At 67.4% G+C, this 22,020-nt stretch carries 20 protein-coding genes and 1 tRNA gene; 10 read left to right on the top strand and 11 right to left on the bottom strand.

The window, feature by feature from the left end:
- The first annotated feature begins 281 nt into the window (after nucleotides 1-281).
- The 4 genes from TVH25_RS05200 (at nucleotide 282) to TVH25_RS05185 (ending at nucleotide 1,740) form a co-directional block, all read left to right on the top strand.
- Nucleotides 282-782: an HNH endonuclease gene (locus tag TVH25_RS05200; RefSeq protein WP_422423503.1), complete on the top strand. Its 501-nt coding sequence runs from the start codon at nucleotides 282-284 to the stop codon at nucleotides 780-782.
- Nucleotides 783-799: 17 nt separating this feature from the next.
- Nucleotides 800-887: transfer RNA gene (locus TVH25_RS05195), tRNA-Leu, on the top strand.
- A 68-nt stretch (nucleotides 888-955) separates the two neighbouring features.
- Nucleotides 956-1,372: a transcriptional regulator gene (locus TVH25_RS05190; RefSeq protein WP_169620432.1), complete on the top strand. Its 417-nt coding sequence runs from the start codon at nucleotides 956-958 to the stop codon at nucleotides 1,370-1,372.
- Nucleotides 1,369-1,740, top strand: a complete 372-nt coding sequence (locus TVH25_RS05185) for a DUF3817 domain-containing protein (protein WP_169620431.1) — start codon at nucleotides 1,369-1,371, stop codon at nucleotides 1,738-1,740. Before TVH25_RS05190 ends, TVH25_RS05185 begins: the two co-directional genes overlap by 4 nt.
- Before the next feature lie 91 nt (nucleotides 1,741-1,831).
- Here TVH25_RS05185 and TVH25_RS05180 read toward each other — a convergent pair whose 3' ends face one another.
- From TVH25_RS05180 to TVH25_RS05170, 3 genes are all read right to left on the bottom strand, one after another.
- Complete coding sequence (locus tag TVH25_RS05180; RefSeq protein WP_422423502.1) at nucleotides 1,832-2,272, bottom strand: response regulator; 441 nt, start codon at nucleotides 2,270-2,272, stop codon at nucleotides 1,832-1,834.
- A complete protein-coding gene (locus tag TVH25_RS05175) occupies nucleotides 2,269-3,795 on the bottom strand; it encodes a sensor histidine kinase (RefSeq protein WP_422423508.1) in 1,527 nt (508 codons plus the stop codon). Before TVH25_RS05175 ends, TVH25_RS05180 begins: the two co-directional genes overlap by 4 nt.
- A gap of 119 nt (nucleotides 3,796-3,914) precedes the next feature.
- On the bottom strand, nucleotides 3,915-5,141 hold the full coding sequence (locus TVH25_RS05170; protein ID WP_206038947.1) for a fused response regulator/phosphatase: 1,227 nt from the start codon (nucleotides 5,139-5,141) through the stop codon (nucleotides 3,915-3,917).
- 103 nt (nucleotides 5,142-5,244) lie between these two features.
- Here TVH25_RS05170 and TVH25_RS05165 point away from each other — a divergent pair, with 103 nt between their 5' ends.
- Nucleotides 5,245-5,637, top strand: coding sequence for an STAS domain-containing protein (locus tag TVH25_RS05165; RefSeq protein WP_346765083.1), 393 nt, complete (start codon nucleotides 5,245-5,247; stop codon nucleotides 5,635-5,637).
- 24 nt (nucleotides 5,638-5,661) lie between these two features.
- Nucleotides 5,662-6,120 carry an ATP-binding protein gene (locus TVH25_RS05160; RefSeq protein WP_169620427.1) on the top strand — a complete coding sequence of 153 codons (459 nt, stop codon included), beginning with the start codon at nucleotides 5,662-5,664 and terminating at the stop codon, nucleotides 6,118-6,120.
- A gap of 111 nt (nucleotides 6,121-6,231) precedes the next feature.
- Here the strand turns inward: TVH25_RS05160 and rdgB are convergent, their stop codons facing one another.
- The 7 genes from rdgB to clpS form a co-directional block, all read right to left on the bottom strand.
- Nucleotides 6,232-6,858: an RdgB/HAM1 family non-canonical purine NTP pyrophosphatase gene (gene rdgB / locus TVH25_RS05155; protein ID WP_296549309.1), complete on the bottom strand. Its 627-nt coding sequence runs from the start codon at nucleotides 6,856-6,858 to the stop codon at nucleotides 6,232-6,234.
- Between the two features lies 1 nt (nucleotide 6,859).
- Nucleotides 6,860-7,648 (bottom strand): ribonuclease PH, encoded by a 789-nt coding sequence (gene rph / locus TVH25_RS05150; protein ID WP_169620425.1) that lies wholly within the window; start codon nucleotides 7,646-7,648, stop codon nucleotides 6,860-6,862.
- A gap of 32 nt (nucleotides 7,649-7,680) precedes the next feature.
- The gene (locus TVH25_RS05145; RefSeq protein WP_296549310.1) at nucleotides 7,681-8,442 is read right to left on the bottom strand and encodes a cyclic nucleotide-degrading phosphodiesterase; all 762 of its coding nucleotides are present in this window, start codon (nucleotides 8,440-8,442) and stop codon (nucleotides 7,681-7,683) included.
- A 130-nt stretch (nucleotides 8,443-8,572) separates the two neighbouring features.
- Nucleotides 8,573-9,199, bottom strand: a complete 627-nt coding sequence (locus TVH25_RS05140; protein WP_296549311.1) for a rhomboid family intramembrane serine protease — start codon at nucleotides 9,197-9,199, stop codon at nucleotides 8,573-8,575.
- A 27-nt stretch (nucleotides 9,200-9,226) separates the two neighbouring features.
- The gene (locus TVH25_RS05135) at nucleotides 9,227-10,321 is read right to left on the bottom strand and encodes a P1 family peptidase (protein ID WP_296549312.1); all 1,095 of its coding nucleotides are present in this window, start codon (nucleotides 10,319-10,321) and stop codon (nucleotides 9,227-9,229) included.
- Nucleotides 10,318-10,842, bottom strand: coding sequence for a DUF2017 domain-containing protein (locus TVH25_RS05130; protein ID WP_422423507.1), 525 nt, complete (start codon nucleotides 10,840-10,842; stop codon nucleotides 10,318-10,320). The genes TVH25_RS05135 and TVH25_RS05130 overlap by 4 nt, the downstream gene beginning before the upstream one ends.
- Before the next feature lie 81 nt (nucleotides 10,843-10,923).
- Entirely contained in the window at nucleotides 10,924-11,256 is a 333-nt protein-coding gene (gene clpS, locus TVH25_RS05125; protein ID WP_169620420.1) for an ATP-dependent Clp protease adapter ClpS, read from the bottom strand.
- A 69-nt stretch (nucleotides 11,257-11,325) separates the two neighbouring features.
- On the opposite strand from clpS, the gene TVH25_RS05120 reads away from it, so the two are divergent.
- Nucleotides 11,326-12,657, top strand: coding sequence for a nicotinate phosphoribosyltransferase (locus TVH25_RS05120; RefSeq protein WP_422423500.1), 1,332 nt, complete (start codon nucleotides 11,326-11,328; stop codon nucleotides 12,655-12,657).
- Between the two features lie 64 nt (nucleotides 12,658-12,721).
- Nucleotides 12,722-14,749 carry an ATP-dependent DNA helicase gene (locus tag TVH25_RS05115; RefSeq protein ID WP_422423499.1) on the top strand — a complete coding sequence of 676 codons (2,028 nt, stop codon included), beginning with the start codon at nucleotides 12,722-12,724 and terminating at the stop codon, nucleotides 14,747-14,749.
- Between the two features lie 52 nt (nucleotides 14,750-14,801).
- Here TVH25_RS05115 and glgP read toward each other — a convergent pair whose 3' ends face one another.
- Nucleotides 14,802-17,378 (bottom strand): alpha-glucan family phosphorylase, encoded by a 2,577-nt coding sequence (gene glgP / locus TVH25_RS05110; RefSeq protein ID WP_422423498.1) that lies wholly within the window; start codon nucleotides 17,376-17,378, stop codon nucleotides 14,802-14,804.
- Between the two features lie 390 nt (nucleotides 17,379-17,768).
- Between glgP and TVH25_RS05105 the strand changes: the two genes are divergently transcribed.
- Both TVH25_RS05105 and glgB read left to right on the top strand, forming a co-directional pair.
- A complete protein-coding gene (locus TVH25_RS05105) occupies nucleotides 17,769-19,787 on the top strand; it encodes a maltotransferase domain-containing protein (protein WP_169620416.1) in 2,019 nt (672 codons plus the stop codon).
- Nucleotides 19,784-21,994 (top strand): 1,4-alpha-glucan branching protein GlgB, encoded by a 2,211-nt coding sequence (gene glgB, locus TVH25_RS05100; RefSeq protein WP_422423497.1) that lies wholly within the window; start codon nucleotides 19,784-19,786, stop codon nucleotides 21,992-21,994. The genes TVH25_RS05105 and glgB overlap by 4 nt, the downstream gene beginning before the upstream one ends.
- Nucleotides 21,995-22,020: the final 26 nt, after the last annotated feature.

Below are 22,020 nucleotides of genomic sequence, written 5' to 3'. Positions count from 1 at the left end.
ATGAGGGGTTCCTCATGTTTTGCGGAGCACCGAGGCCGCGGTAGGGCGTGGACCAGTGAGTTACCTCACATCGAGCGCCAAGACGAACCGGCGAGTAACCAGAATCACGCCTGGCTGCATGGGTGCGTGGATATCCGATAACCCGAGGAAGCCTCACGTTTTATCGTTATCAAATCGTTACCCCTTGACGACAAGCCCCGGCCGTGCGTCGAAGCCGGAAAGCCTGTCGGACCCATCCCTTACGTTCTCATTACTCGAACACACATTCGATAGGGGCGGATATGGGACGCGGGGTCAAGTACACGAAGGAAATCCTCGAGGACGCCGTACGGTCGTCCACAAGCATCGCGGGGGTGCTGCGAATGCTGAAGCTGAAACCGGCCGGCGGTACACACACCCACATAAGTCGGCGCATCAAGAAGCTCGGACTGGACACCACGCATTTCACCGGCCAGGCACACCACACGGGACGCCCGCCGAGAAACCGGCTGGAGTGGGCGGAGATCCTCACCCTGAAGCCCGTCGGATCCAACCGACAAGCTCCCAAGCGTTTGCGACGGGCACTGATCGAATCCGGACGCCCTCACCGATGCAGCGAATGCACCATGGAACCGATCTGGTGCGGCCGGCCGCTGGTATTCCATGTCGACCACATCGACGGGAACCCGCACGACTCCCGGCCCACCAACGTGCGCTTCCTTTGCCCCAACTGCCACAGTCAGACGCCCACGTGGGCAGGGCGCCGCCGCTTCGGTGACGAATCGGACGACCGCGGCGCGTGAAGTATTGTGTGCGTGACGCGCGAGTGGCGTAATCAGGCAGCCGCGCCAGGTTTAGGTCCTGGTGTCCTTACGGACGTGGGGGTTCGAGTCCCCCCTCGCGCACCACGTGAGATGACCCACGGTGCATCGACCGTCTTGGCAGGTCGGTGCACCGCTCGGGTACCGTCGAGAGCGTGTCCGAGTATCGACCGCCCCGCCGGTTCGCCCTGGTTGTCCTGGTCCTGGTAGCTGCAGGCGGATGCCTCGGGCTCGGTTACTGGCAGTGGATGCGCTTCGAGGAAGTCGGCGGCACCTACCAGAATCTCGGCTACGCGTTCCAGTGGCCGGCCTTCGCATTCTTCTGCGTCTATGCGTACCGCCGCTTCGTCAAACTCGAGGCGGAAGAGGCCGAAGCCGAGGCCACCGGCGCCCCGCGTCCGTCGGAGCCGAAGGAACCCACCGAGATTCCCGCCGATCTCCTCCCCTCCCGCCCCCGCACGGTGGCGGAAGCGCTGGCCGAAGAGGCCGACGATCCTGAGGCACGCCAAACCCAGGAGTACAACGAGTACCTCGCGCAGCTGGCGCGCAGGTCCGATAGGAGCGCTCAGTGAGCACCACCCCCGAGCAGGCGTCCGCCGGCACGACGCGCGTCGTCAGCGACGCGGACCGCAAGAAGATCGGTTCCGCCCTGCTGCGTTACCGCGTCCTCGCGTACGCCACCGGCATCTGGCTCCTCATCCTCACGGGTGAGATGGTCGCCAAGTACATCATCGGCATCGAGAATGTGCCCGCGTGGATCGCGATCGTGCACGGGTGGGTCTACGCCGTCTACCTCGTGCTCACGTTCGATCTGTCGATCAAGGTGCGCTGGCCGCTCGGCCGGACCGTCGGCACGCTACTCGCCGGCACGATCCCGTTCCTGTCGTTCTACGTCGAGCACAAGCGCACCCAGCAGGTGAAGGCCGACTTCGGGGTCTGACGACTCCCCAGCGTGACGATCGGGTGGATGCGGCCGGAGAGATCCGACCACATCCACCCGATTCGTCTCACGCGAGTGTTGTACGCGCGGGTCAGCGCCTCGGCAGGCGTACCACCTGGACGAAGAACTCGTCGATCTGCCGGACCGCCCGGATGAACTGGTCGAGATCGACCGGTTTTGTCACGTAGGCGTTCGCATGCAGTTTGTAGCTTCGGAGGATGTCCTCCTCGGCAGCCGACGTGGTGAGGACCACGACCGGGATATCAGTGAGGTCCGGGTCGGACTTGATCTTCTCGAGCACCTGGCGCCCGTCGTACTTGGGCAGGTTCAGGTCGAGCAGAACCAGGTCCGGCCGAGGCGCACCCTTATGGGCTCCACGCCGGTACAGGAAGTCGAGCGCTTCCTCTCCGTCGCGTACGACGTGCAACGTGTTGCCGATCTTGTTGTCCTCGAACGCCTCGCGTGTCATCAGCTCGTCGCCGGGGTCGTCTTCGACCAGCAGAACGTCTATCGGCTCGCCGGGAATCGTCATGCAGATGCTCCTTCCAGAGCCTCGTTTTGTGCAGGCTCCTTGTCACCCACAGCGGGAATGGTAAAGCAGAACCTGGCACCACCCTTGTACTCGGGGTCGAGCCAGATCCCCCCACCGTGGTATTCGACGATCTTGCGGCAGATGGCAAGACCGATACCCGTACCGGTGTAGACGTCACGTCCGTGCAGTCGCTGGAAGATGACGAAGACCTTGTCCGAGAATTCTGGGGCGATGCCGATGCCGGTGTCCTCGACCGAGAACTGCCACATCGCCTGCTCGCCCTCGCCGAGTCGCTCGCATCCGATGCGGATCGTGATCGGACGGTCCGGATGGCGGAACTTGATGGCGTTGCCGAGCAGGTTCTGCCACAGCATCACCAGCAGCGTGGGGTCGCCGACGATCTCCGGGAGCTTCTCGGGCCGCTCGATGATCACTTCCGACTCTTCGACGGCTTGGGCCAGGTTGCCCAGCGCCGCGTCCAGCGTGGGATCGAGCGCCACGCGGACGTGATCGTCGCTCACCCGCCCGACCCGAGAGAACGTGAGCAGGTCGTTGATCAGGATCTGCATGCGCTTGGCGCCGTCGACCGCGAACGCGATGTACTGGGTTCCGCGCTCGTCCAGCTTGTCGCCGTAGCGCTTCTCGAGCAGCTGGCAGAACGACGCGACCTTCCGCAGCGGCTCCTGCAGGTCGTGGGACGCGACGTAGGCGAACTGTTCGAGTTCCGCGTTGGACCGCTGGAGGTCGATCGCCTGGCTTTCCAGCTGGGAATGACGTTCGCGCGACACTTCCAGCTCTCGGACGATCCGTTCGCGCATGTTCTCGACGTCTTGGCCGAGCGCACGGATGTCCGCCGGCCCCTCGGGCGTGATGTGGTGACCGAATTCCTCTCGCGCGACGACCTTGCGGGTCGCTTCGCGAAGCCGCGCCAGGGGCCGTACCACGATCATCTGTACGAGGAACGCCATCCCCACTCCGGTGACCAGGAAGACCGCGACCATCGACGCGAAGATGGTGTCGCGGTTGGTCCGGACGGCTTCGAGTACTCGGATGCCCTCTTCACGGGCCTCCATCAGGCCGTCGTTCTGGACGTCGAACAGGACTCTCAGCCGGTCGAAGGCGACACGACCTGCTTCCACGGCAACCGGATCGACCGGGCGTGGATCACCCGGAACGACGGTCGACACGAGCGGTACGGCGTAGACGCGGCGCCAGTCCTCTGCGGCCGCTTCGACGGCATCGAGATCGGCGAGGAGATCTTCCTCACCGCGCACGAGCTCCCGCAGCGTCTCGACTGCCTGTTGCTCGTCCAGGCGACCGTCCTCGTAGGGCTGGAGGAAGGCAGGATCGGCGGCGAGGATATAGCCGCGTGCTCCCGTTTCCTGGTTCACCAGGGCTGCCTGCAGCCGGTACGCCTCGACTCGGGCGGGCTGGATGCGATCCCGCACGTAGTCGGACATGGCGGTCGTCTCGCGCAGGTAGTGACTGCCCACGATGGTGCCCAGCACGACCAGCACCCCCATGATGCTCAGCACGATCAGGAACCAGCCCTGCACGGTGGGGCCCCCTCCACGGCTGGTCACTGTGGAGGATCCTGCCCTGTTCCCTGCCGTGCCGTCCGGCTCCGGGGTGTCGGTTGTCGTCATGCGGGTGCGTCCACTTCCTTCTTCCATTGCACGTACACCACTGCCACGTCGTCGGACAGTCCGCCATTGCTCTCGGCGAGTTCTTCCGCACGTGCGATGAGGGAGTCGGTGAAATCGTTGGGGCCCAGGTCGGCGCAGGCCCGTGCCAGAGCAAGCAGACCCTCCTCCCCGAGTCGTTCGCGGCCTTCGCCGCGATGACCTTCGAACAAACCGTCGGTGAACAGGACGATCGCCGCCCCGGAGGGCAAGGTGATCTCGTGTACCGGCCAGGTCGACAGACTCGGCAGCAGACCCAGTGCCGGTCCGCCCGGAGCCTCCAGCCAGTCCACGCTACTACCGTTCCGGAGCAGCAGTCCCGGGTGGCCCGCGCGCATGACTTCGACGGTCCGCCGATCCGGGGACATCGAGAGGTTGGTCACAGAGGCGAAGATCCGATTCTCCGACCGTTCGGCGACCAGAATCTCCTCGAGTTTGTGCAGTCGGCGCGGTCCTGTGACTCCGGTGAGCACAAGAGTGCGCCACGCGATACGCAATCCGACGCCGAGAGCCGCTTCGTCCGGTCCGTGGCCGGAGACGTCGCCGATGAGGACGTGCACGGTGCCGTCCTCGGTCTGCACGACATCGTAGAAGTCACCGCCGAGCAATGCCGAGGTGCGGCCGGGCCGGTATCGCGCAACCACGTCGAAGTCTCCGGTCGCCTGCAACAGCGGCGACGGCAGCAAACCCCGCTCCAGGCGTGCGTTCTCCTGCGCGCGCAGCTGACCGGCCTGCAGAGCGGCCGCGGCCTGTTCTGCTTGCTTTCGCTGGATCGCATACCGGACGGCACGACCGAACAGATCCGGCTCGACGCGGCCTTTGACCAGGTAGTCCTGGGCGCCGACCGACACCGCAGCGAGGCCGGTCTGCTCCTCCGCCAGACCGGTGAGCACGACAATCGGCACCGATTCGGCGATCTGCTTGACCTTGGCGACAGCCTCGAGACCGCTGGCATCGGGGAGGTGGAGGTCGAGGAGCACGCAGTCCGGCATCCGGACGCGGAACTCCTCCCTGGCCGCAGCCAATGACTGGACCCACACGACCTTCATCTCGGGAGCGCTGTCCGCAACCAACTCCTCGACGAGCAAGGCGTCGCCGGGGTCGTCCTCGATGAGGAGTAGCGACGGATGGTACGTCGAGTCATCCGGTCGGTACACGTCCACGTTGGTCGTCCTTCCCTGCTGCATTCGAACAATACAGACATCCGTTTGGGTCGGTCCCGACGGCTGGGACGGCGCAATCTTCAACCTGTTTCTCGCTTCTGTCGGCGCGATCTTGCATGATAGGGCGGTGAACGATCCACTTACCGCACATCCTCATATGACGTACTCGACCTCCAGGGAGGGATCCGTCGCCGTTCTCTCCATCAGCGGAGAGGTCGATATGACCAGCGCCCCCATGCTGGAAGAGCAGGCGCTCGCCCTCCTCGATACCGATGCCACCGGACTCGTCGTGGACCTCACCGCAGTCGACTTCCTCGCGTCCATGGGAATCGCCCTGCTGGTCGAACTGTCCAAGCGCGCCGGTGACGACCGCGGCTTCGCGGTGGTGGCACACGGCAGTGCGACCGCCCGGCCCCTGGAACTGCTCGGTCTCGGCGAGGTGCTCTCGGTTCATCCTCGCCTCGGCGACGCACTCGGCGCGCTGGGCGGTGGGGCGGAGGACTCCTCACCGCAGGCGTAACAGCATCGACGAACCGAGGAACCCATGTCGTCCGCCTATGACGAGCCCGCATCGTTCACCCCCGATGGCATCAGCCATCGGGGTGTGCGGGCCGATCCATCCGAGATCGCACTCCTCCGTGGCAGCATGCGTCGCTGGCTGGCGCAACTGCCCCTGAACGACGATTGTCGCCAGGACATTCTTCTGGCCAGCTACGAAGCACTGGCCAATGCTGTCGAGCATGCCTACGCCCCGGGCGACCCGGCAGCGACACTCGATTTCGAAGCGATCTACCGTCCAGCAGACGGGCAACTCCACGTGCTCGTCACCGACCACGGGATCTGGCACGACGCGTCGGACGACGAGTCTCGACGTTCCCGCGGCCATGGCCTGACACTGATTCGGAACCTGACCTCCGAGATGACGGTCGACCGCTCGCCCGGGGGCACCGTCGTCGACATGCGCTGGTCACTGAACGAGAACGACACCTCGGACGTTCACTGACATCCGAGGTGTCGTTCTTCGTCGACGGTCGGTCACGTCCGGGATTCCCGGGGCGCACGCGGGCACGATGCCGTCCCGCACGTGCGGCCGCCGCGGTGCCGGACCACCTCGCTATCGAGATGCGGCGAGCGCGGCCAGGGCCGGGACGAGTTGGGCGAGCGCACGCCCCCGGTGCGACGACGCGTCCTTCTCCTCCGCGGTGAGTTCCGCCGCAGTGCGTTCCTCACCCTCCGGCACGAAAATCGGGTCGTAGCCGAACCCGTTCTGCCCGCGCGGTTCCCGCACGATGCGGCCGCGCCATTCACCTCGCACGACCGCTACGTCGATGTCCCCGTCTTCCGGGGGGAAGGCCAGCGCACAGGCGGAAACGAAGGCTGCCCCGCGACGCTCGTCGGGGGTGTCCTGAAGCTGGCCGAGAAGCAGTGCCGTGTTGGCGTCGTCGTCGCCGTGCCGTCCGCTCCATCGCGCCGACAGGACCCCGGGCATCCCGCGCAACGCGTCGACTTCGAGGCCGGAGTCGTCCGCGACACACGGCATACCGGTGGCGGCCGCGCCGTCGCGTGCCTTCGCTACCGCGTTCTGCTCGAAGGTCGCACCGGTTTCCGGTGCCTCCGGGAACGGCGGGACCTGGTCGAGTCCCACCAGTTCGATCCCGGCGATGCCCGCACTGTCGAGCACCCGCTGCAGTTCACGGAGCTTCTTGGCGTTGCGGCTGGCGACGAGAACTCGCACGGTCATGTCAGACCCCGAACTTCTTCTTCCCGTGGTCGGCGACCGCGGGCTCGGGGAGGACACCCGGATACGGCTGTGCGAGCACCTCTCGCTGGATCCGGCAGAGTTCTTCGATGCCGGAGAGCGCCGAATCGAGCAGCTTGTCGAGCGTCGAACGCGGGAAGGTCGCGCCTTCACCGGTGCCCTGGACCTCGACGAGCGTGCCCGTGTCGGTGGCGACGACGTTCATGTCGACCTCCGCGCGGACGTCCTCTTCGTACGGCAGGTCGAGACGAACCCGGCCGTCGACGACGCCCACGCTCACCGCGGCGACCTGACACGAGATCGGCTGGGGGTCGGCGAGACGGCCGGCGGCGCGCAGCCACGTCACCGCGTCGCTCAGCGCGACATATGCGCCCGTGACGGCAGCGGTGCGGGTTCCCCCGTCGGCCTGCAGCACGTCGCAGTCGATCGCGATGGTGTTCTCGCCGATCGCGGCGAGGTCGATGCAGGCGCGGAGCGAGCGGCCCACCAGCCGGCTGATCTCCTGGGTGCGGCCGCCGAGTTTGCCCTTGACGGATTCGCGGCCGTTACGCGTGTGCGTGGAGGCCGGAAGCATCGCGTACTCGGCGGTGACCCACCCGAGTCCCGAGCCCTTACGCCAGCGCGGCACGCCCTCCTCGACGCTCGCCGTGCACATCACCCGGGTCTGCCCGAATTCGACGAGTACCGATCCGGCCGGATGGTTGGTGAACCCTCGGGTGATGCGGATGTCGCGGAGTTGATCGTCCGCCCTGCCGTCTTCTCGTGTCGTCACGCACCCGAGCCTAGGCGATGACGGGAGGCGGTTCAGATGCGGTAGACGTCGCCTGCGGACACCGCGTGGACCGGGCCGGAGTATTCGGCCTTCGCCTCGGCGATGACGTCTTCGCGCGATGTCCAGGGCGGAATATGCGTCAGGAGCAGTTCTCCGACACCCGCTCGGGTGGCGATCTGTCCGGCTTCGGTGCCGGACAGATGGATTCCCGGCGGCCGCTCCCCCGGCTCATGGGTCCACGATGCTTCGGAGAGCAGAACATCGGCACCGCGTGCGAGATCGACCACGGCATCACACATGCCGGTGTCTCCCGTATAGACCAGAGTGCGCCCGGAATCGCTGGTGATCCGGAATCCGTAGGACTCCGGCGGATGCTGCATCCGGGCGGGCGTGATCTCGAGCGCTCCGAAACGGATCGGTTCTCCCTCGACGACGGTTCGCACGTCGAGGGTGTCGCTCACGTCGTCGGTGTCACCGGCAACCTCGGCCGAGGCGACACCGATCCGGCACGCGGTACCGCTGGGGCCGTACAGGAGAGTCCGGCCGGTCGGAGGATTCGGGGAGTAGCGACGCCACACCAGCAGGCCCGGCAGATCCAGGCAATGGTCGGCATGCAGGTGCGACAACAGAACCGAGACTTCACCGGGATCCGCGTGACGCTGTAGTGCGCCGAGGACGCCGGGACCGAAATCGATGACCAGAGGAGGGGTGTCCGGTGCGGTCAGCAGGTATCCGGATGCGGCGGAATCCGGCCCGGCCACACTGCCGGAGCACCCCAGAACGGTCATGCGCATACCCGTCATGCTGCCATGCCGGACGCCCTGTGATGAAGCCAATGCGTCATTTCAGGCGCAGACTCACAGTTGCGACAAAGCTGTGACGCGCAGGCCTCCGAGTGAACACCCCTGCGAGGGGCGGCCCGGGTCAGCGCAGCGGAGGCACGGTCGTGGTCCGGCGTGTCGTCCGGGCCGCGGAGGACAGAATCCAGGCAGCGAGGATACCGCCGAGCGCCCCGAACAGATGCCCCTGCCACGAGATCCACGGCTCGCTCGGGAGTACGCCCCAGAGCATCCCGCCATAGAGGAACAGCACGACGACGCCCAGGAGGATCTGGCCCGCCTTGCGCGTGAAGATACCGCGCACGATCAGGTACGTGAGCCACCCGAAGATCAGTGTGGAGGCTCCGATGTGGTTCTCGCCGGACCCCGCGAACAGCCACGTGCCGATTCCGCCGACGAGCCAGATGATCGCCGTCGCCGCGATGCCCCGGCCGATTCCCGAGAGCATCACGAGAAATCCGAGCACGAGCGCGGGCACGGTGTTCGCGGTCAGGTGCGCCCAGTCGGCGTGCAGGATCGGCGCGAACAGGATCCCCCACAGTCCGTCACCGGTGCGGGGTTCCACTCCGGCCGCGTCGAGGTCGGCGGGCAGGACCACGTCGGCGAATTCGATCCCGTAGAGGAGACCAACGAAACCGCCGGTCCACAGCGCGGCGCGCTGCCAGATCGGCCTGTGCGTGGAGTCGGTGCCGGTACCGGTCGGGGTGGTCATGACTCCATTGTGGCCCTCCCCGCCGGATCAGGACATCGACGAGCGAAACGCGGAGGGAAAGACGTCGCGGTACGACGGGATTCCGGCGACCCCCGTCGCCGCGAGCACGGCATCGACGATGGCCCGTTCGACCACCTCGGCAGCGGCAGCGCCCACGGCGGTGAGCACGGGGAGTTCGGAGGCGAACGCGTCCGCGACGCCGGGGCTGTCCGGCAGATGCGCCGTACCGGTCGCGAGAGCGAAGATCGTGTCGCCGTCCAGTGGTGAGTGGGCGGGGCGTATCGCGCGGCCGAGTCCGTCGTGCCCGGCGACGGCGACCCGGCGGCACGCTGCCTTGGACAGCGGTGCGTCGGTCGCCACCACCCCGATCGTGGTGTTCAGGACGGTGCGCTTCTCGCCCAGGGCACGCGCCGCCGCGATCTCGGACTCCGTCGGCGCGGTCATTCCCAGTTCCGCGGCCCGGGTGGGTCCCACTCCCCAGAGCACGCCGGTGTCGGGATCGAACACGGAACCGACGGGGTTCGCGACCATGAGCGCGGCCACCGTCACCCCGGCGGCCGGTCCGTCGGTGATGCACACGCTCGCAGAACCGACCCCGCCTTTGAGCACACCGGCCCGGGCGCCGGTCCCCGCACCGACACTTCCCCGCAGCAGCGACGACTCCCCCGCAGCGGCAGCGGCCGCATAGCCGCCGGCAGCATCCGGGCGGACGTCCCACTCTCCGACCAGGAGATCGAAGATCACGGCGGCCGGGACGATGGGAACTACCGCACCGGGCGAACCCATGGGGATGCCGCGGCCGTGCTCTTCCAGGAAACGCATGACGCCGTCCGCGGCGGCAAGTCCGTACGCGCTGCCTCCGGTGAGCAGTACCGCATCGACCCGCTGAACCGAATGGCTGGGATCGAGCAGGTCCGTTTCCCGGGTACCCGGTCCCCCGCCACGCACGTCCACGGACGCAACCGCAGACGACTCGGCGAGCACGACCGTGCATCCGGTGGCGGATCCGCTGCCCGGGGTGTCCCCGTCCGCGAGGCGGACGTCGGTGTCGAGAGCCTGCCAGTGCCCCACGCGCAGACCGCTCACGTCGAGAATCGAGTCGGTGGGCCCGGCGACGGTCATGGCTGAAGGGCCTGCACGAGCGAATCCTGCACCCAGGTGAGCCAGTGGTAGACGTCGAGGTGCGGCGCACGCGGGTCGTCGTCGTCGAGCACCTCGGGGGTGTCGTCGTCGATGTCGAGTGTTGCGCCGAGCGCCAGGCGCACGTCGTTGAGTGCGTACAGCCAGGATTCGGCCTGTTCGGGAGTCAGGACCACGCGACCGCCGGTCTCCGGCACCGTGCGCAGGATCATTGCTCCCGCTGCGAGTTTCGCGTCGATGATGTCCGGTTCGTGGAGGCTGCGCATCGCTCCGTTGAGGTCGGCAGACTCGTCGTCGGCGTGCTGTGCCGAGTCCTGGTCGGGCCGATGGAAGTCGGGAAGCAGCCGTCGCACTGCCGGGTTGTCCGGTGGCGTGGCGTTACCGGTGCGCAAGCCGGTCAGCTGAGCGAGGTCGTCCTGCGGCGCCTGGCCGGCCCGATCCTCGAGCATCCCGAGGACCGAGGCGACGAGCGATCTGAGGACCGATGCCTCGTGGGCATCCATCTCCGAGCGAAGCTTCGGTCCGCTGAGCGAGTTCTTCCTGATCCACGGCCGCACGTCGGTCGGGTCCTCCTGAGGCTGGGGTCATTCGTCCCGTTGCATGGTCGCCCACAAGCCGGCGGCATGGAGACGCTGCACGTCGTGCTCCATCTTGTCACGCGAGCCACTCGAGACGACCGCCTTACCCTCGTTGTGCACCTCGAGCATCAATTCCGTGGCCTTGGCCTTGCTGTACCCGAACAGCTTCTGGAATATGAACGTCACGTAGTGCATGAGGTTGACCGGATCGTCCCAGACGACGGTGACCCACGGCCGGTCGACGGATTCGGTCTCCTGGACCTGCTCGGCCTCGGCCGGGACGGCCTGCCCCGCCATTGCGCGGACGTCGAAACGAACTGTCGTGGAACCCGGCACCATGCGGTCCAGGGTACGGCGTTCGCGCGCGCCGAAAAACCCGCCGCCGAGTCCTCGATCTACAGTGTTCGGGTGTCCGAAGCCACCGCCGCTGCGATTCACGGCAGCACCGCACTGTTCACCGACAAGTACGAATTGACGATGCTCGAGGCCTCGCTGGCCGACGGGTCCGGCGATCGTCCGTGCGTGTTCGAGGTGTTCGCCCGGCGCTTGCCCAACGGTCGCCGATACGGCGTCGTCGCCGGCACGGGCCGTCTGCTCGACGCGCTCGCCACGTTCTCGTTCGGGGACGACGAACTGGCATCCGTGTCGGAGTTTCTTGCGCCCGGCACCGTCGAGTGGCTGCGCAATTTCCGCTTCTCCGGCGACATCGACGGATACCGCGAAGGCGATTTCTACTTCCCCGGCTCCCCGATCCTGTCGGTGAGCGGGACGTTCGCCGAGTGTGTGCTGCTCGAAACACTCGCGTTGTCGATCTTCAATCACGACAGCGCCGTGGCGTCCGCAGCGGCCCGCATGGTCAGCGTCGCCGACGGGCGCACCCTGATCGAGATGGGGTCTCGACGCACCCACGAGGAGGCTGCGGTAGCCGCGACACGCGCCGCCTACCTGGCCGGGTTCGATTCGACGTCCAACCTCGAGGCCGCCCGCCGGTTCGGGATCCCCGCTGCGGGCACTGCGGCGCACGCGTTCACGTTGCTCCACACGACGTCCGCCGGCCGCGACGAGGCGTCGGCCTTCCGCAGCCAGGTGGAGACCCTCGGGGTGGACACCACGCTGCTGGTCGACACGTACGACATCACCGCCGGTGTGAAGACTGCCATCGAGGTCGCGGGGACCGGCCTCGGTGCGGTGCGTATCGACTCCGGTGACCTCGGCGTGCTGGCCCGCCAGGTCCGCGCTCAGCTCGACGGCCTGGGCGCGACCGGTACCCAGATCGTGATGTCGGGAGATCTGGACGAGTACGGGATCGCGGGCCTGCGCGCCGAGCCCGTGGATGCGTACGGGGTCGGAACCTCCGTGGTGACCGGCTCGGGAGCGCCGACGGCCGGGATGGTCTACAAGCTCGTGGAGGTGGCGGGGATCCCCGTCGAGAAGCGCAGCGCGGCGAAGGAGTCGCGCGGCGGCGCGAAGAAGGCGGTCCGGTACGCGCGGCGCAGCGGGACCCTCGTCGAGGAGGTCGTCTACCCGGCGCACCTGGACCGGGTACCCGACGGCGACGGATCCGTGGTCCAGGACCTGACGATTCCGCTGGTGCGCGGCGGCCGGCCGGTCGGTGATCTGCCGACACTCGAGGAGAGCCGCCGGTTCCTCGCCCAGGGCATGGTGAGCCTGCCGTGGGAGGGCATGACGCTGTCGGCGGGAGATCCGGCGATCCCGACCCGCTTCGTCCGGGCGGGGTGACGCGGCCGCGAAGCCGCGCGGGTAGGCACCGGAACGTGACGGTGCCTCCCGCTACCCTTGACGGGTGCCCGATCTTCCCGAAGTGCCCGAGCTGTTACGAACCGCGGTACACGCGCTGGGCGGCAAGGAACGACGGAATCAGCTGACCATGGCGTCGGCGGTGGCGCACAGCATCGACACCGGTGAGCACCTCGCCGTGCAGGCCGGCACCGGCACCGGCAAGTCCCTCGCATATCTCGTTCCGAGCATCCGATACGCGGTCCGCACGGGCCGCACGGTCGTCGTCTCCACCGCCACCATCGCATTGCAGCGGCAGCTCGTCGAACGCGACCTGCCGCGACTGGCGAAGGCCCTCACCGAGTCGCTCGGTCGCCCTCCTCGCTTCGCGATCCTCAAGGGCCGCGGCAACTATCTGTGCCTCAACAAGATCAATACCGGTCTGGCGGAAGAACCCCCGGACACCGGTCTGTTCGACGCCTTCACGCTGTCGCGGATCGGACGCGAGGTGCGCCGGGTCACCGAGTGGTCCTCGGATACGGAGACCGGCGACCGCGACGACCTGACCCCCGGCGTGTCCGATCAGGCCTGGCGTCAGGTCAGCGTCACGGCGCGCGAGTGCCTCGGCAAGTCGCGGTGCCCGGTGGGCGACGATTGCTTCGCGGAGATCGCCCGAGCCGAAGCGGCGCAGGTCGACGTCGTCGTCACCAACCACGCGCTCCTCGCGATCGACGCGATCACCGGAATCCAGATCCTCCCCGAACACGACGTGGTGGTTGTCGACGAGGCCCACGAACTCGTGGACCGGGTCACCGGGGTCGCCACCGCCGAACTGTCGGGCAGCACGGTGTCCGCCGCTGCGCGGCGCTGCCTCAAACTGGCCGGCGACGAGGAGGTCGACCGCCTCGAGGGGGCCGCAGAGAACTGGGACTCGTTGCTCGACGAGCTTCCTCCCGGCCGGTGGGACGCCGTGCCCGACGGCGCCGGTGCCGCATTGGCGGCAGTCCGCGACGCCGCATGGGCGGTGCATACCTCGATCGGCTCGCCCAAACCGGGCATGGATCCCGAAGCCGCCGCAGCCCGCAACCAGGCACTCGCCGAGATCGACGACGTCCACGATTGCGCGGTGCGCATCCTCACGGCATTCGACGAGCCCGATCCGTCGCAGCGCAAGGACGTGGTGTGGCTCGCGGCCGACGAGTTCCGCGGTGTTGCCCGCCGCACGGTCCGGATGGCGCCGCTGTCGGTGGGCGGCTTGCTGCGCTCCAAGCTCTTCGGCGAGTCCACCGTCGTCCTCACGTCCGCGACCTTGACCGTCGGTGGGTCGTTCGACGGCCTCGCCATCGATTGGGGTCTTCCGCCGCAGGCTGCCGTCCGCAGCGACACCACGTCGGCGTCCGGGGCGGAACCGCCGTCCGACACCGGCGCCCTGAAGTGGAACGGGATCGATGTCGGCTCCCCGTTCGACCACAAAAAGTCCGGCATCCTCTACGTCGCGAAGAAACTACCGCCGCCGGGCCGCGAGGGCATGCCTCCGAGCCACCTCGACGAGATCACCGAACTCGTCACCGCGGCCGGCGGGCGCACCCTCGGCCTGTTTTCATCGATGCGAGCGGCGAAGGCGGCCGCCGAGGCACTGCGTGAACGCGTCGACACCCCGATCCTGTGCCAGGGCGACGACGCGACCGGCGCACTCGTCGAGAAGTTCGCTGCCGACGAGCCGACCAGCCTGTTCGGCACCCTGTCCCTGTGGCAGGGCGTCGACGTTCCCGGGCCGTCGCTGTCGCTCGTGATCATCGACCGGATTCCGTTTCCCCGTCCGGACGATCCGTTGCTCGTCGCGCGGCAGCGGGCGGTCGAAGCCCGCGGCGGTAACGGCTTCATGGCGGTCGCCGCCACCCACGCGGCGTTGCTCCTCGCGCAGGGGGTGGGCCGCCTGCTGCGCAGTACCGACGACCGCGGCGTCATCGCCGTACTCGATTCCCGGCTCGCCACCGCGCGCTACGGCGGTTACCTGCGCGCGTCACTTCCGCCGTTCTGGGAGACGACGGATCCTGAGGTCGTGCGCAAGGCATTGACCCGGCTGCGCAGCTGACAGCCCTGGTGGACCCACCTCCACGACGGAGGCGGATCCACCCGGTCCGGTCTCAGGGCAGCACGACCATCCCGAACTCGGCCGGCGAGGCGAGCAGATCGTGGTGCGGCAACACTCGCACGGTGTAACCGACGGGCCCGGCCAACGGCAGCCGGACGTCGGCCTCGAACACGTCGCCGAGCGATCCGCTGCCGGTGTGGGACATCGGGACGGACACGATATCGCTGAGTGTGTCGTCCGACCCGACCCGGCCGATCACGGCCTGAACTTCGACGTCCCCGGACGTGAGTTCACCGAGATCGACGTGAGCGGTCACCGCGAGCCGTGAACCGATCTCGGGAACCTCGGGCAGTCCCTCCGTGTCGACGTGTGCGACCCGCACTCCGGGCCACGCTGCTTCGAGGCGCTCCCGGTACTCGGCGACAGCCTTCGCACCGGCGAAGTTGTCGGCCGCGACGGTCCGCGCCGACTCCGCTGCCGGAATGTAGTAGTCGACGGCGTAGTCGCGCACCATGCGGGACGCGAGCACCTTGGGTCCCAGGTTTTCGAGGGTGTGCCGCACCATCTCGATCCACCGGCCGGGCACCCCGTCGATGTCGCGATCGTAGAAGCGCGGCAGGACCGAACGCTCGAGCAGTTCGTACAGCGCACCCGCCTCGAGGTCGTCGCGGCGCTCATCGTCGACCCCGTCTGCGGTCGGAATCGCCCAGCCGTTCTCACCGTCGTACATCTCGTCCCACCATCCGTCGCGGATGGACAGGTTGAGGCCGCCGTTGAGTGCCGACTTCATCCCCGACGTGCCACACGCCTCGAGTGGTCGCAGCGGGTTGTTGAGCCAGACGTCGCAGCCCCAGTAGAGGTAGCGCGCCATCGATATGTCGTAATCGGGCAGGAACACCACGCGGTGACGGACACCGTACTCGTCGGCGAATCGCACGACCTGCTGAATGAGCGCCTTGCCGCCGTCGTCGGCGGGGTGACTCTTGCCGGCGACGACCAGTTGCAGTGGCCGCTCGGGGTCGAGCAGCAGCGCGCGCAACCGTTCCGGGTCGCGCAGCATCAAGGTCAGGCGCTTGTAGGTGGGCACGCGTCGCGCGAAACCGATGGTGAGCACGTCGGGGTCGAAGACCGAATCGACCCAGCCCAGTTCGGCGTCGGTCGCGCCGCGTTCGATCCACGAGTTCCGCAGACGACGCCGCACTTCGCGGACGAGCATCCCGCGCAAGTCGTTGCGCATGTCCCACAGTTCCTTGGCGTCGACCGTCTGGAGCAGTTCCCAGCCGCGCGATTCCTCGACGAGATCCGGTCCTGCCAGCCGGTCGGCCAGTGCCAGCCATTCGCGTGCCGCCCAGGTGGGCGCGTGGACGCCGTTGGTGACCGACCCGATCGGGACCTCGGTGGCGTCGAAACCGGGCCACAACTCTTCGAACATGTGCCGGCTGACTTCACCGTGCAGTTTCGATACGCCGTTGCAGCGCTGGCCGAGCCGCAGCCCGAGGTGAGCCATGTTGAAGACGTCGGGGTTCGACTCGCGGCCGAGAGCGAGAATGCGGTCGACGGTCAGGCCCGGAAGGAGTGCCGACTCGTTTTCGCCGTTACGCCCCGAGAAGTAATGGCGCACAAGCTCGATCGGGAATCTGTCGATGCCGGCGGGCACGGGGGTGTGGGTGGTGAAGACCGTTCCGGCGCGGACCGCGGCAAGCGCTTCGTCGAAATCGAGGCCGCTGCCGGTGACGAGTTCCCGGATGCGCTCGGCACCGAGGAATCCCGCGTGCCCCTCGTTCATGTGGAACACGTCGGGGTCGGGCAGGCCGTGGATGCGGGTGTACGCGCGGACGGCGCGGACCCCACCGATCCCGGCCAGGATTTCCTGTTTGATGCGGTGGTCCTGGTCGCCTCCGTAGAGCCGGTCGGTGACGCCGCGGAGTTGTTCGTCGTTGCTCGCGATGTCCGAGTCGAGCAGCAGCAGCGGCACCCGGCCGATCTGGGCGATCCACACCCGCGCGTCGAGCGTGCGGCCGCCCGGGATCTCCACCTGGACGAGCGCCGTGGTGCCGTCGGCTTCGGTGAGCAGCTTGATCGGCAGTCCCTGCGGGTCGTAGGCAGGGTAATGCTCGACCTGCCAGCCGTCGGCGCTGAGCGACTGCCGGAAATAGCCGGAGCGATAGAGCAATCCGACGCCGATCAGCGGCAAACCGAGGTCGGAGGCCGCTTTGAGGTGGTCACCGGCGAGGATGCCGAGGCCGCCGGAGTAGTTCGGCAGAACTTCGGAGACACCGAACTCCATCGAGAAGTAGGCGATGCCCTCGGGCACGGCGGTCCCGCGCTCCTGCTGTTGCTGATACCACCGGGGCCGGGCCAGATAGTGGTCGAGGTCTGCCGCGGCGGCGTCGAGCCGGGAGAGGAACTCCTGGTTCTCGGCGAGAGCGTCGAGGCGCTCCGGCGGGACCTCGCCGAGCAGTCGGACGGGGTCGCTTCCGCATCGCTCCCACAGTTCGGGATCGACGGCGGCGAAGAGATCCTGGGTCTCCGGGTGCCACGACCACCGCAGGTTGGAGGTCAGAGTCCCCAGCGCGGCGAGGCGCTCGGGAAGGTGGGCTCGTACGGTGAACCGACGCAAGGCTTTCACTCTGGGAAGCCTACTCATGTCCGCCGGTGTGCGGTGCCTCCGGTGCCGGAACCGACAAGCCGCAGAGCACATTCCCGTCCACAACCGAACAGGCCCGACAATTCCGGCCGTTCCCGCCGCCTGTGCCCATGGTGTACGCCCTTTCGGTGTTGCTCCGCAGACCGGTCGAACCTCACCCCGGAGACGTTAGGGAAGAGCGTGTTGCCCAGGAGTCACGCGCGGTGAACCGTGGGTAACCGATACGGTTCGTCACATCGGTTACCGGGTATCCCCGAGGTCACCACCACATGATCGGCCCCGTGCCGCCGCCTCCATTACGGTTGACACGAACTACGGCCGCAGTACGCCCCGGCCCGGGTACGTCCCGGTCCCGTACGGAACGGAGCAAGCGTGACAGGTCGCCTCGGCATCGACGACGTCCAGCCATCGATCGACGGTGGTCGGTATCCCACCAAGGCAGTCGTCGGCGAGGTGGTACCGGTCGCTGCGGTCGTCTGGCGCGAAGGCCACGACGCCATCGCCGCGACGCTCGCCGTGCGCGGGCCCGCCACGGCACCCGGGACACCGGCCAAGCTCACCCGCATTCCGATGGTGCCCGGCTCCGAACCCGACACCTTCCACGCGGTGTTCGCGCCCACAACCCCCGGCATCTGGACCTACCGCATCGAGGCCTGGAGCGACCCGGTGTCCACATGGCGTCACGCTGTCGACGCGAAGATAACCGCGGGACAGGGCCCGGAGGACCTCGCCAACGATCTCGAGAGCGGCGCACGGATTTTCGAGAAGGCTGCGCGCGGCGTACTGCGCGGAAACCGGCCCGCCCTGCTCGCCGTCGCCGCGGCGCTGCGCTCCGAGCGGCCGCTGGCGGAGCGGGTCGCACCGGCCTTCTCCGCCGACGTCACCGAGATCGTCCGCGCTCAGCCCCTCCGCGAACTCATCACGCGGGGAAAAGCTTTCACCATCGTGGTCGACCGGAAGCGGGCCCTGTTCGGATCATGGTACGAGTTCTTCCCCCGGTCGACGGGAGGCTGGAACGAGGACGGCACGCCCCGGCACGGCACCTTCGAGACCGCGGCCGAGGATCTGCCGCGCATCGCTGCGATGGAGTTCGATGTCGTCTACCTGCCACCGATCCACCCGATCGGCAGGGTCAATCGGAAGGGACCCAACAACACTCTCGTCGCGGGCCCCGACGATGTGGGTTCCCCGTGGGCGATCGGGGCGGAGGAAGGTGGCCACGACGCGATCCATCCTGAACTCGGGGACGAGGACAGTTTCCGGAAGTTCGTGCTGCGGGCCGAGGAACTCGGACTCGAGGTCGCGCTCGATCTCGCTTTGCAGTGCGCGCCCGATCATCCCTGGGCCCGTGACCATCCGGAGTGGTTCACCGTGCTGCCGGACGGGACCATCGCGTACGCCGAGAACCCGCCCAAGAAGTACCAGGACATCTATCCGGTGAACTTCGACAACGATCGCGAGGGGATCTACGCCGAAGTGCTCCGGGTGGTCCGGCACTGGATCTCTCTGGGGGTCAAGATCTTCCGGGTCGACAACCCGCACACCAAGCCGCCGGACTTCTGGGAATGGCTCATCGCCGAGGTCAAGAAAACCGATCAGGACGTGCTGTTCCTGGCGGAAGCGTTCACTCGGCCTGCGCGGATGTACGGCCTGGCACGACGCGGATTCACGCAGTCGTACACGTATTTCACCTGGCGCGTGGCCAAGTGGGAACTCACCGAATTCGGACGTGAGATCGCTGCCAAGGCCGACGAGGCCCGGCCCAACCTGTTCGTCAACACGCCCGACATCCTGCACGAGACGCTGCAGCACGGTGGGCCCGGAATGTTCGCGTTGCGAGCCGCGCTCGCCGCGACCCTGTCCCCCACCTGGGGCGTCTACTCCGGATACGAGCTCTACGAACACCTCGCCGTTCGTCCCGGCAGCGAGGAGTACCTCGACTCGGAGAAGTACCAGTTGCGTCCACGCCGTTTCGACGAGGCACGACGCCGCGGCGAATCGCTCGAGCCGTGGCTGACCACCCTGAACCGCATCCGGCGCGCACACCCCGCCTTACAGCAGTTGCGCAACATCACCTTCCACCACATCGACAACGACGCTCTGATCGCCTACTCGAAGCACGATCCGGTGACCGGCGATGCGGTGCTCGTCGTGGTCAATCTCAACCCGTACGGCGCCGAGGAAGGCACCGTCTGGCTGGACATGCCGTCCATCGGTCACGAGTGGCAGGACCAGCTCCCCGTTTACGACGAGGTGAGCGGGGAACAGTACATCTGGGGACAAGCCAACTATGTGCGGCTCGAACCGTGGAAATCGGTCGCGCACATCATGGTGCTGCCCCCGATCGGGATTCCGGCCCGATCGACTCTCGCCTACAGGAGACTCACGTGACAGTGCCCCCACCGACTTCCTCCGAGGAACCACCGCGGCGGCGGCACAGTCCGCGCCCGGAAGACCTCGCGCGACTGGCCGCCGGTGAGCACCACGACCCCCACTCCGTCCTCGGCGCACACCCGCATCCGGAGGGCACGGTCGTGCGCACGTTGCGTCCGGGCGCGGAGAAGGTTGCCGCGCGGATCGGCGGTATCGATTACCCGCTCGAGCCGGTGGGCCACGACGTCTTCAGCGCACTGGTCCCGCAATTCGACTTGGCCGACTACCGCCTTGTCGTGACGTACCCGTTCGACCACACCGTCGTCGTCGCCGACGGATACCGGTTCCTGCCGACGCTCGGCGAACTCGACCGTCACCTGTTCAACGAGGGACGGCACGAGCGGCTGTGGGAGATCCTCGGCGCGCACCCGCAGCACTACGACACCCCGGACGGCCCCGTCGCAGGGACGTCCTTCGCCGTGTGGGCTCCGAACGCACGCGGCGTGACCGTCGTCGGCGACTTCGACGGCTGGGGCGGACGAACCGCACCGATGCGGGTGCTCGGTTCCAGCGGAGTGTGGGAGGTCTTCATCCCCGGAGTCGGACCGGGCGACCTGTACAAGTACCGGGTCCACGGTCACGACGGTTCGGTGCTCGACAAGGCCGATCCGATGGCGTTCGCTGCCGAGGTGCCGCCGGCGACCGCCTCCCGTGTCACCGAGAGCAGCCACGCCTGGCGCGACGACGACTGGATCGCCGGCCGCGCGACCTCCGAACCCGTGCGCGAGGCGATGGCCGTGTACGAGGTACATCTCGGGTCCTGGCGTCCCGGCCTGACCTACCTCGAAATGGCGGACCAGCTTGCCGAGTACGTCCTCGAGACGGGTTTCACGCACGTGGAACTGCTTCCCGTCGCCGAGCACCCGTTCGGTGGGTCCTGGGGCTATCAGGTCACGTCCTACTACGCCCCGACCTCGCGTTTCGGCACACCCGACGATTTCCGCGAGTTCGTCGACCGGCTTCACGCCGCAGGTATCGGCGTCATCATGGACTGGGTTCCGGCCCACTTCCCCAAGGATCAATGGGCACTCGCGCGATTCGACGGAACGGCGCTGTACGAGCACGCCGATCCGCAGCGCGGTGAGCAACTGGACTGGGGTACCTACGTCTTCGACTACGGACGAGCCGAAGTCCGGAACTTCCTGGTCGCGAACGCGCTGTACTGGATCGAGGAGTTCCACATCGACGGGCTGCGTGTCGATGCGGTCGCCTCCATGCTCTATCTCGACTACTCGCGGCCCGCGGGCGGCTGGACCCCCAACATCTACGGCGGTCGCGAGAACCTCGAGGCGGTCGGATTCCTCCAGGAACTGAACGCGACGATCCACAAGCAGCATGCCGGGGTCGTGACGGTGGCCGAGGAGTCCACGTCGTGGCCCGGTGTCACCCGCCCGACGAACGTCGGCGGACTCGGGTTCACCATGAAATGGAACATGGGCTGGATGCACGACACGCTCGGTTACCTGTCGCGCGACCCCGTGCACCGCACCTTCCACCACCACGAAATCACGTTCTCGCTGATGTACGCGTGGAGCGAGAACTTCGTGCTGCCCATCAGCCACGACGAGGTCGTGCACGGCAAGGGCACACTGTGGACCCGGATGCCGGGCGACGACGACACCCGCGCCGCGGGTCTCCGGTCACTGCTCGCCTACATGTGGGCACACCCGGGCAAGCAATTGCTGTTCATGGGTCAGGAGTTCGGTCAGGTCGCCGAGTGGTCGGAGGAACGCGGACTGGACTGGTGGCAGCTCGACCAGCCACTCCACAGCGGCATCCAGCGGCTCGTCGGCGACCTCAACCGGACCTATCGTGCGCACCCCGCGCTGTACACGCTCGACAGTTCACCCGAGGGTTACTCGTGGATCGACGCGAACGACGCGCACAACAACGTGCTGAGCTTTCTGCGGTTCGGCAGTGACGGCTCGGTCGTCGCGTGCCTGCACAACTTCTCCGGCAGCACTCACGCGGACTATCGTGTCGGTTTACCCGAACCCGGCACGTGGGAAGAAATTCTCAACACGGACGCGACCGCTTATCAGGGTCACGGCACCGGAAACCTCGGTGCGGTGGAGGCCACGGAGCATTCGTGGCACGGACGTCCCGCGTCGGCTCGGGTCACGTTGCCCGCGCACGGTGCCATCTGGTTGTCGCTGCGGGGGTAAACCCGCATTCGACGACAGGAGCACCA

It is taken from the genome of Rhodococcus sp. 7Tela_A2 (genome assembly GCF_049311045.1).
Taxonomy (GTDB): domain Bacteria; phylum Actinomycetota; class Actinomycetes; order Mycobacteriales; family Mycobacteriaceae; genus Rhodococcus.
Note: the sequence above shows the minus strand (reverse complement) of the source record. Positions and strands in the feature narration are given on the sequence as shown.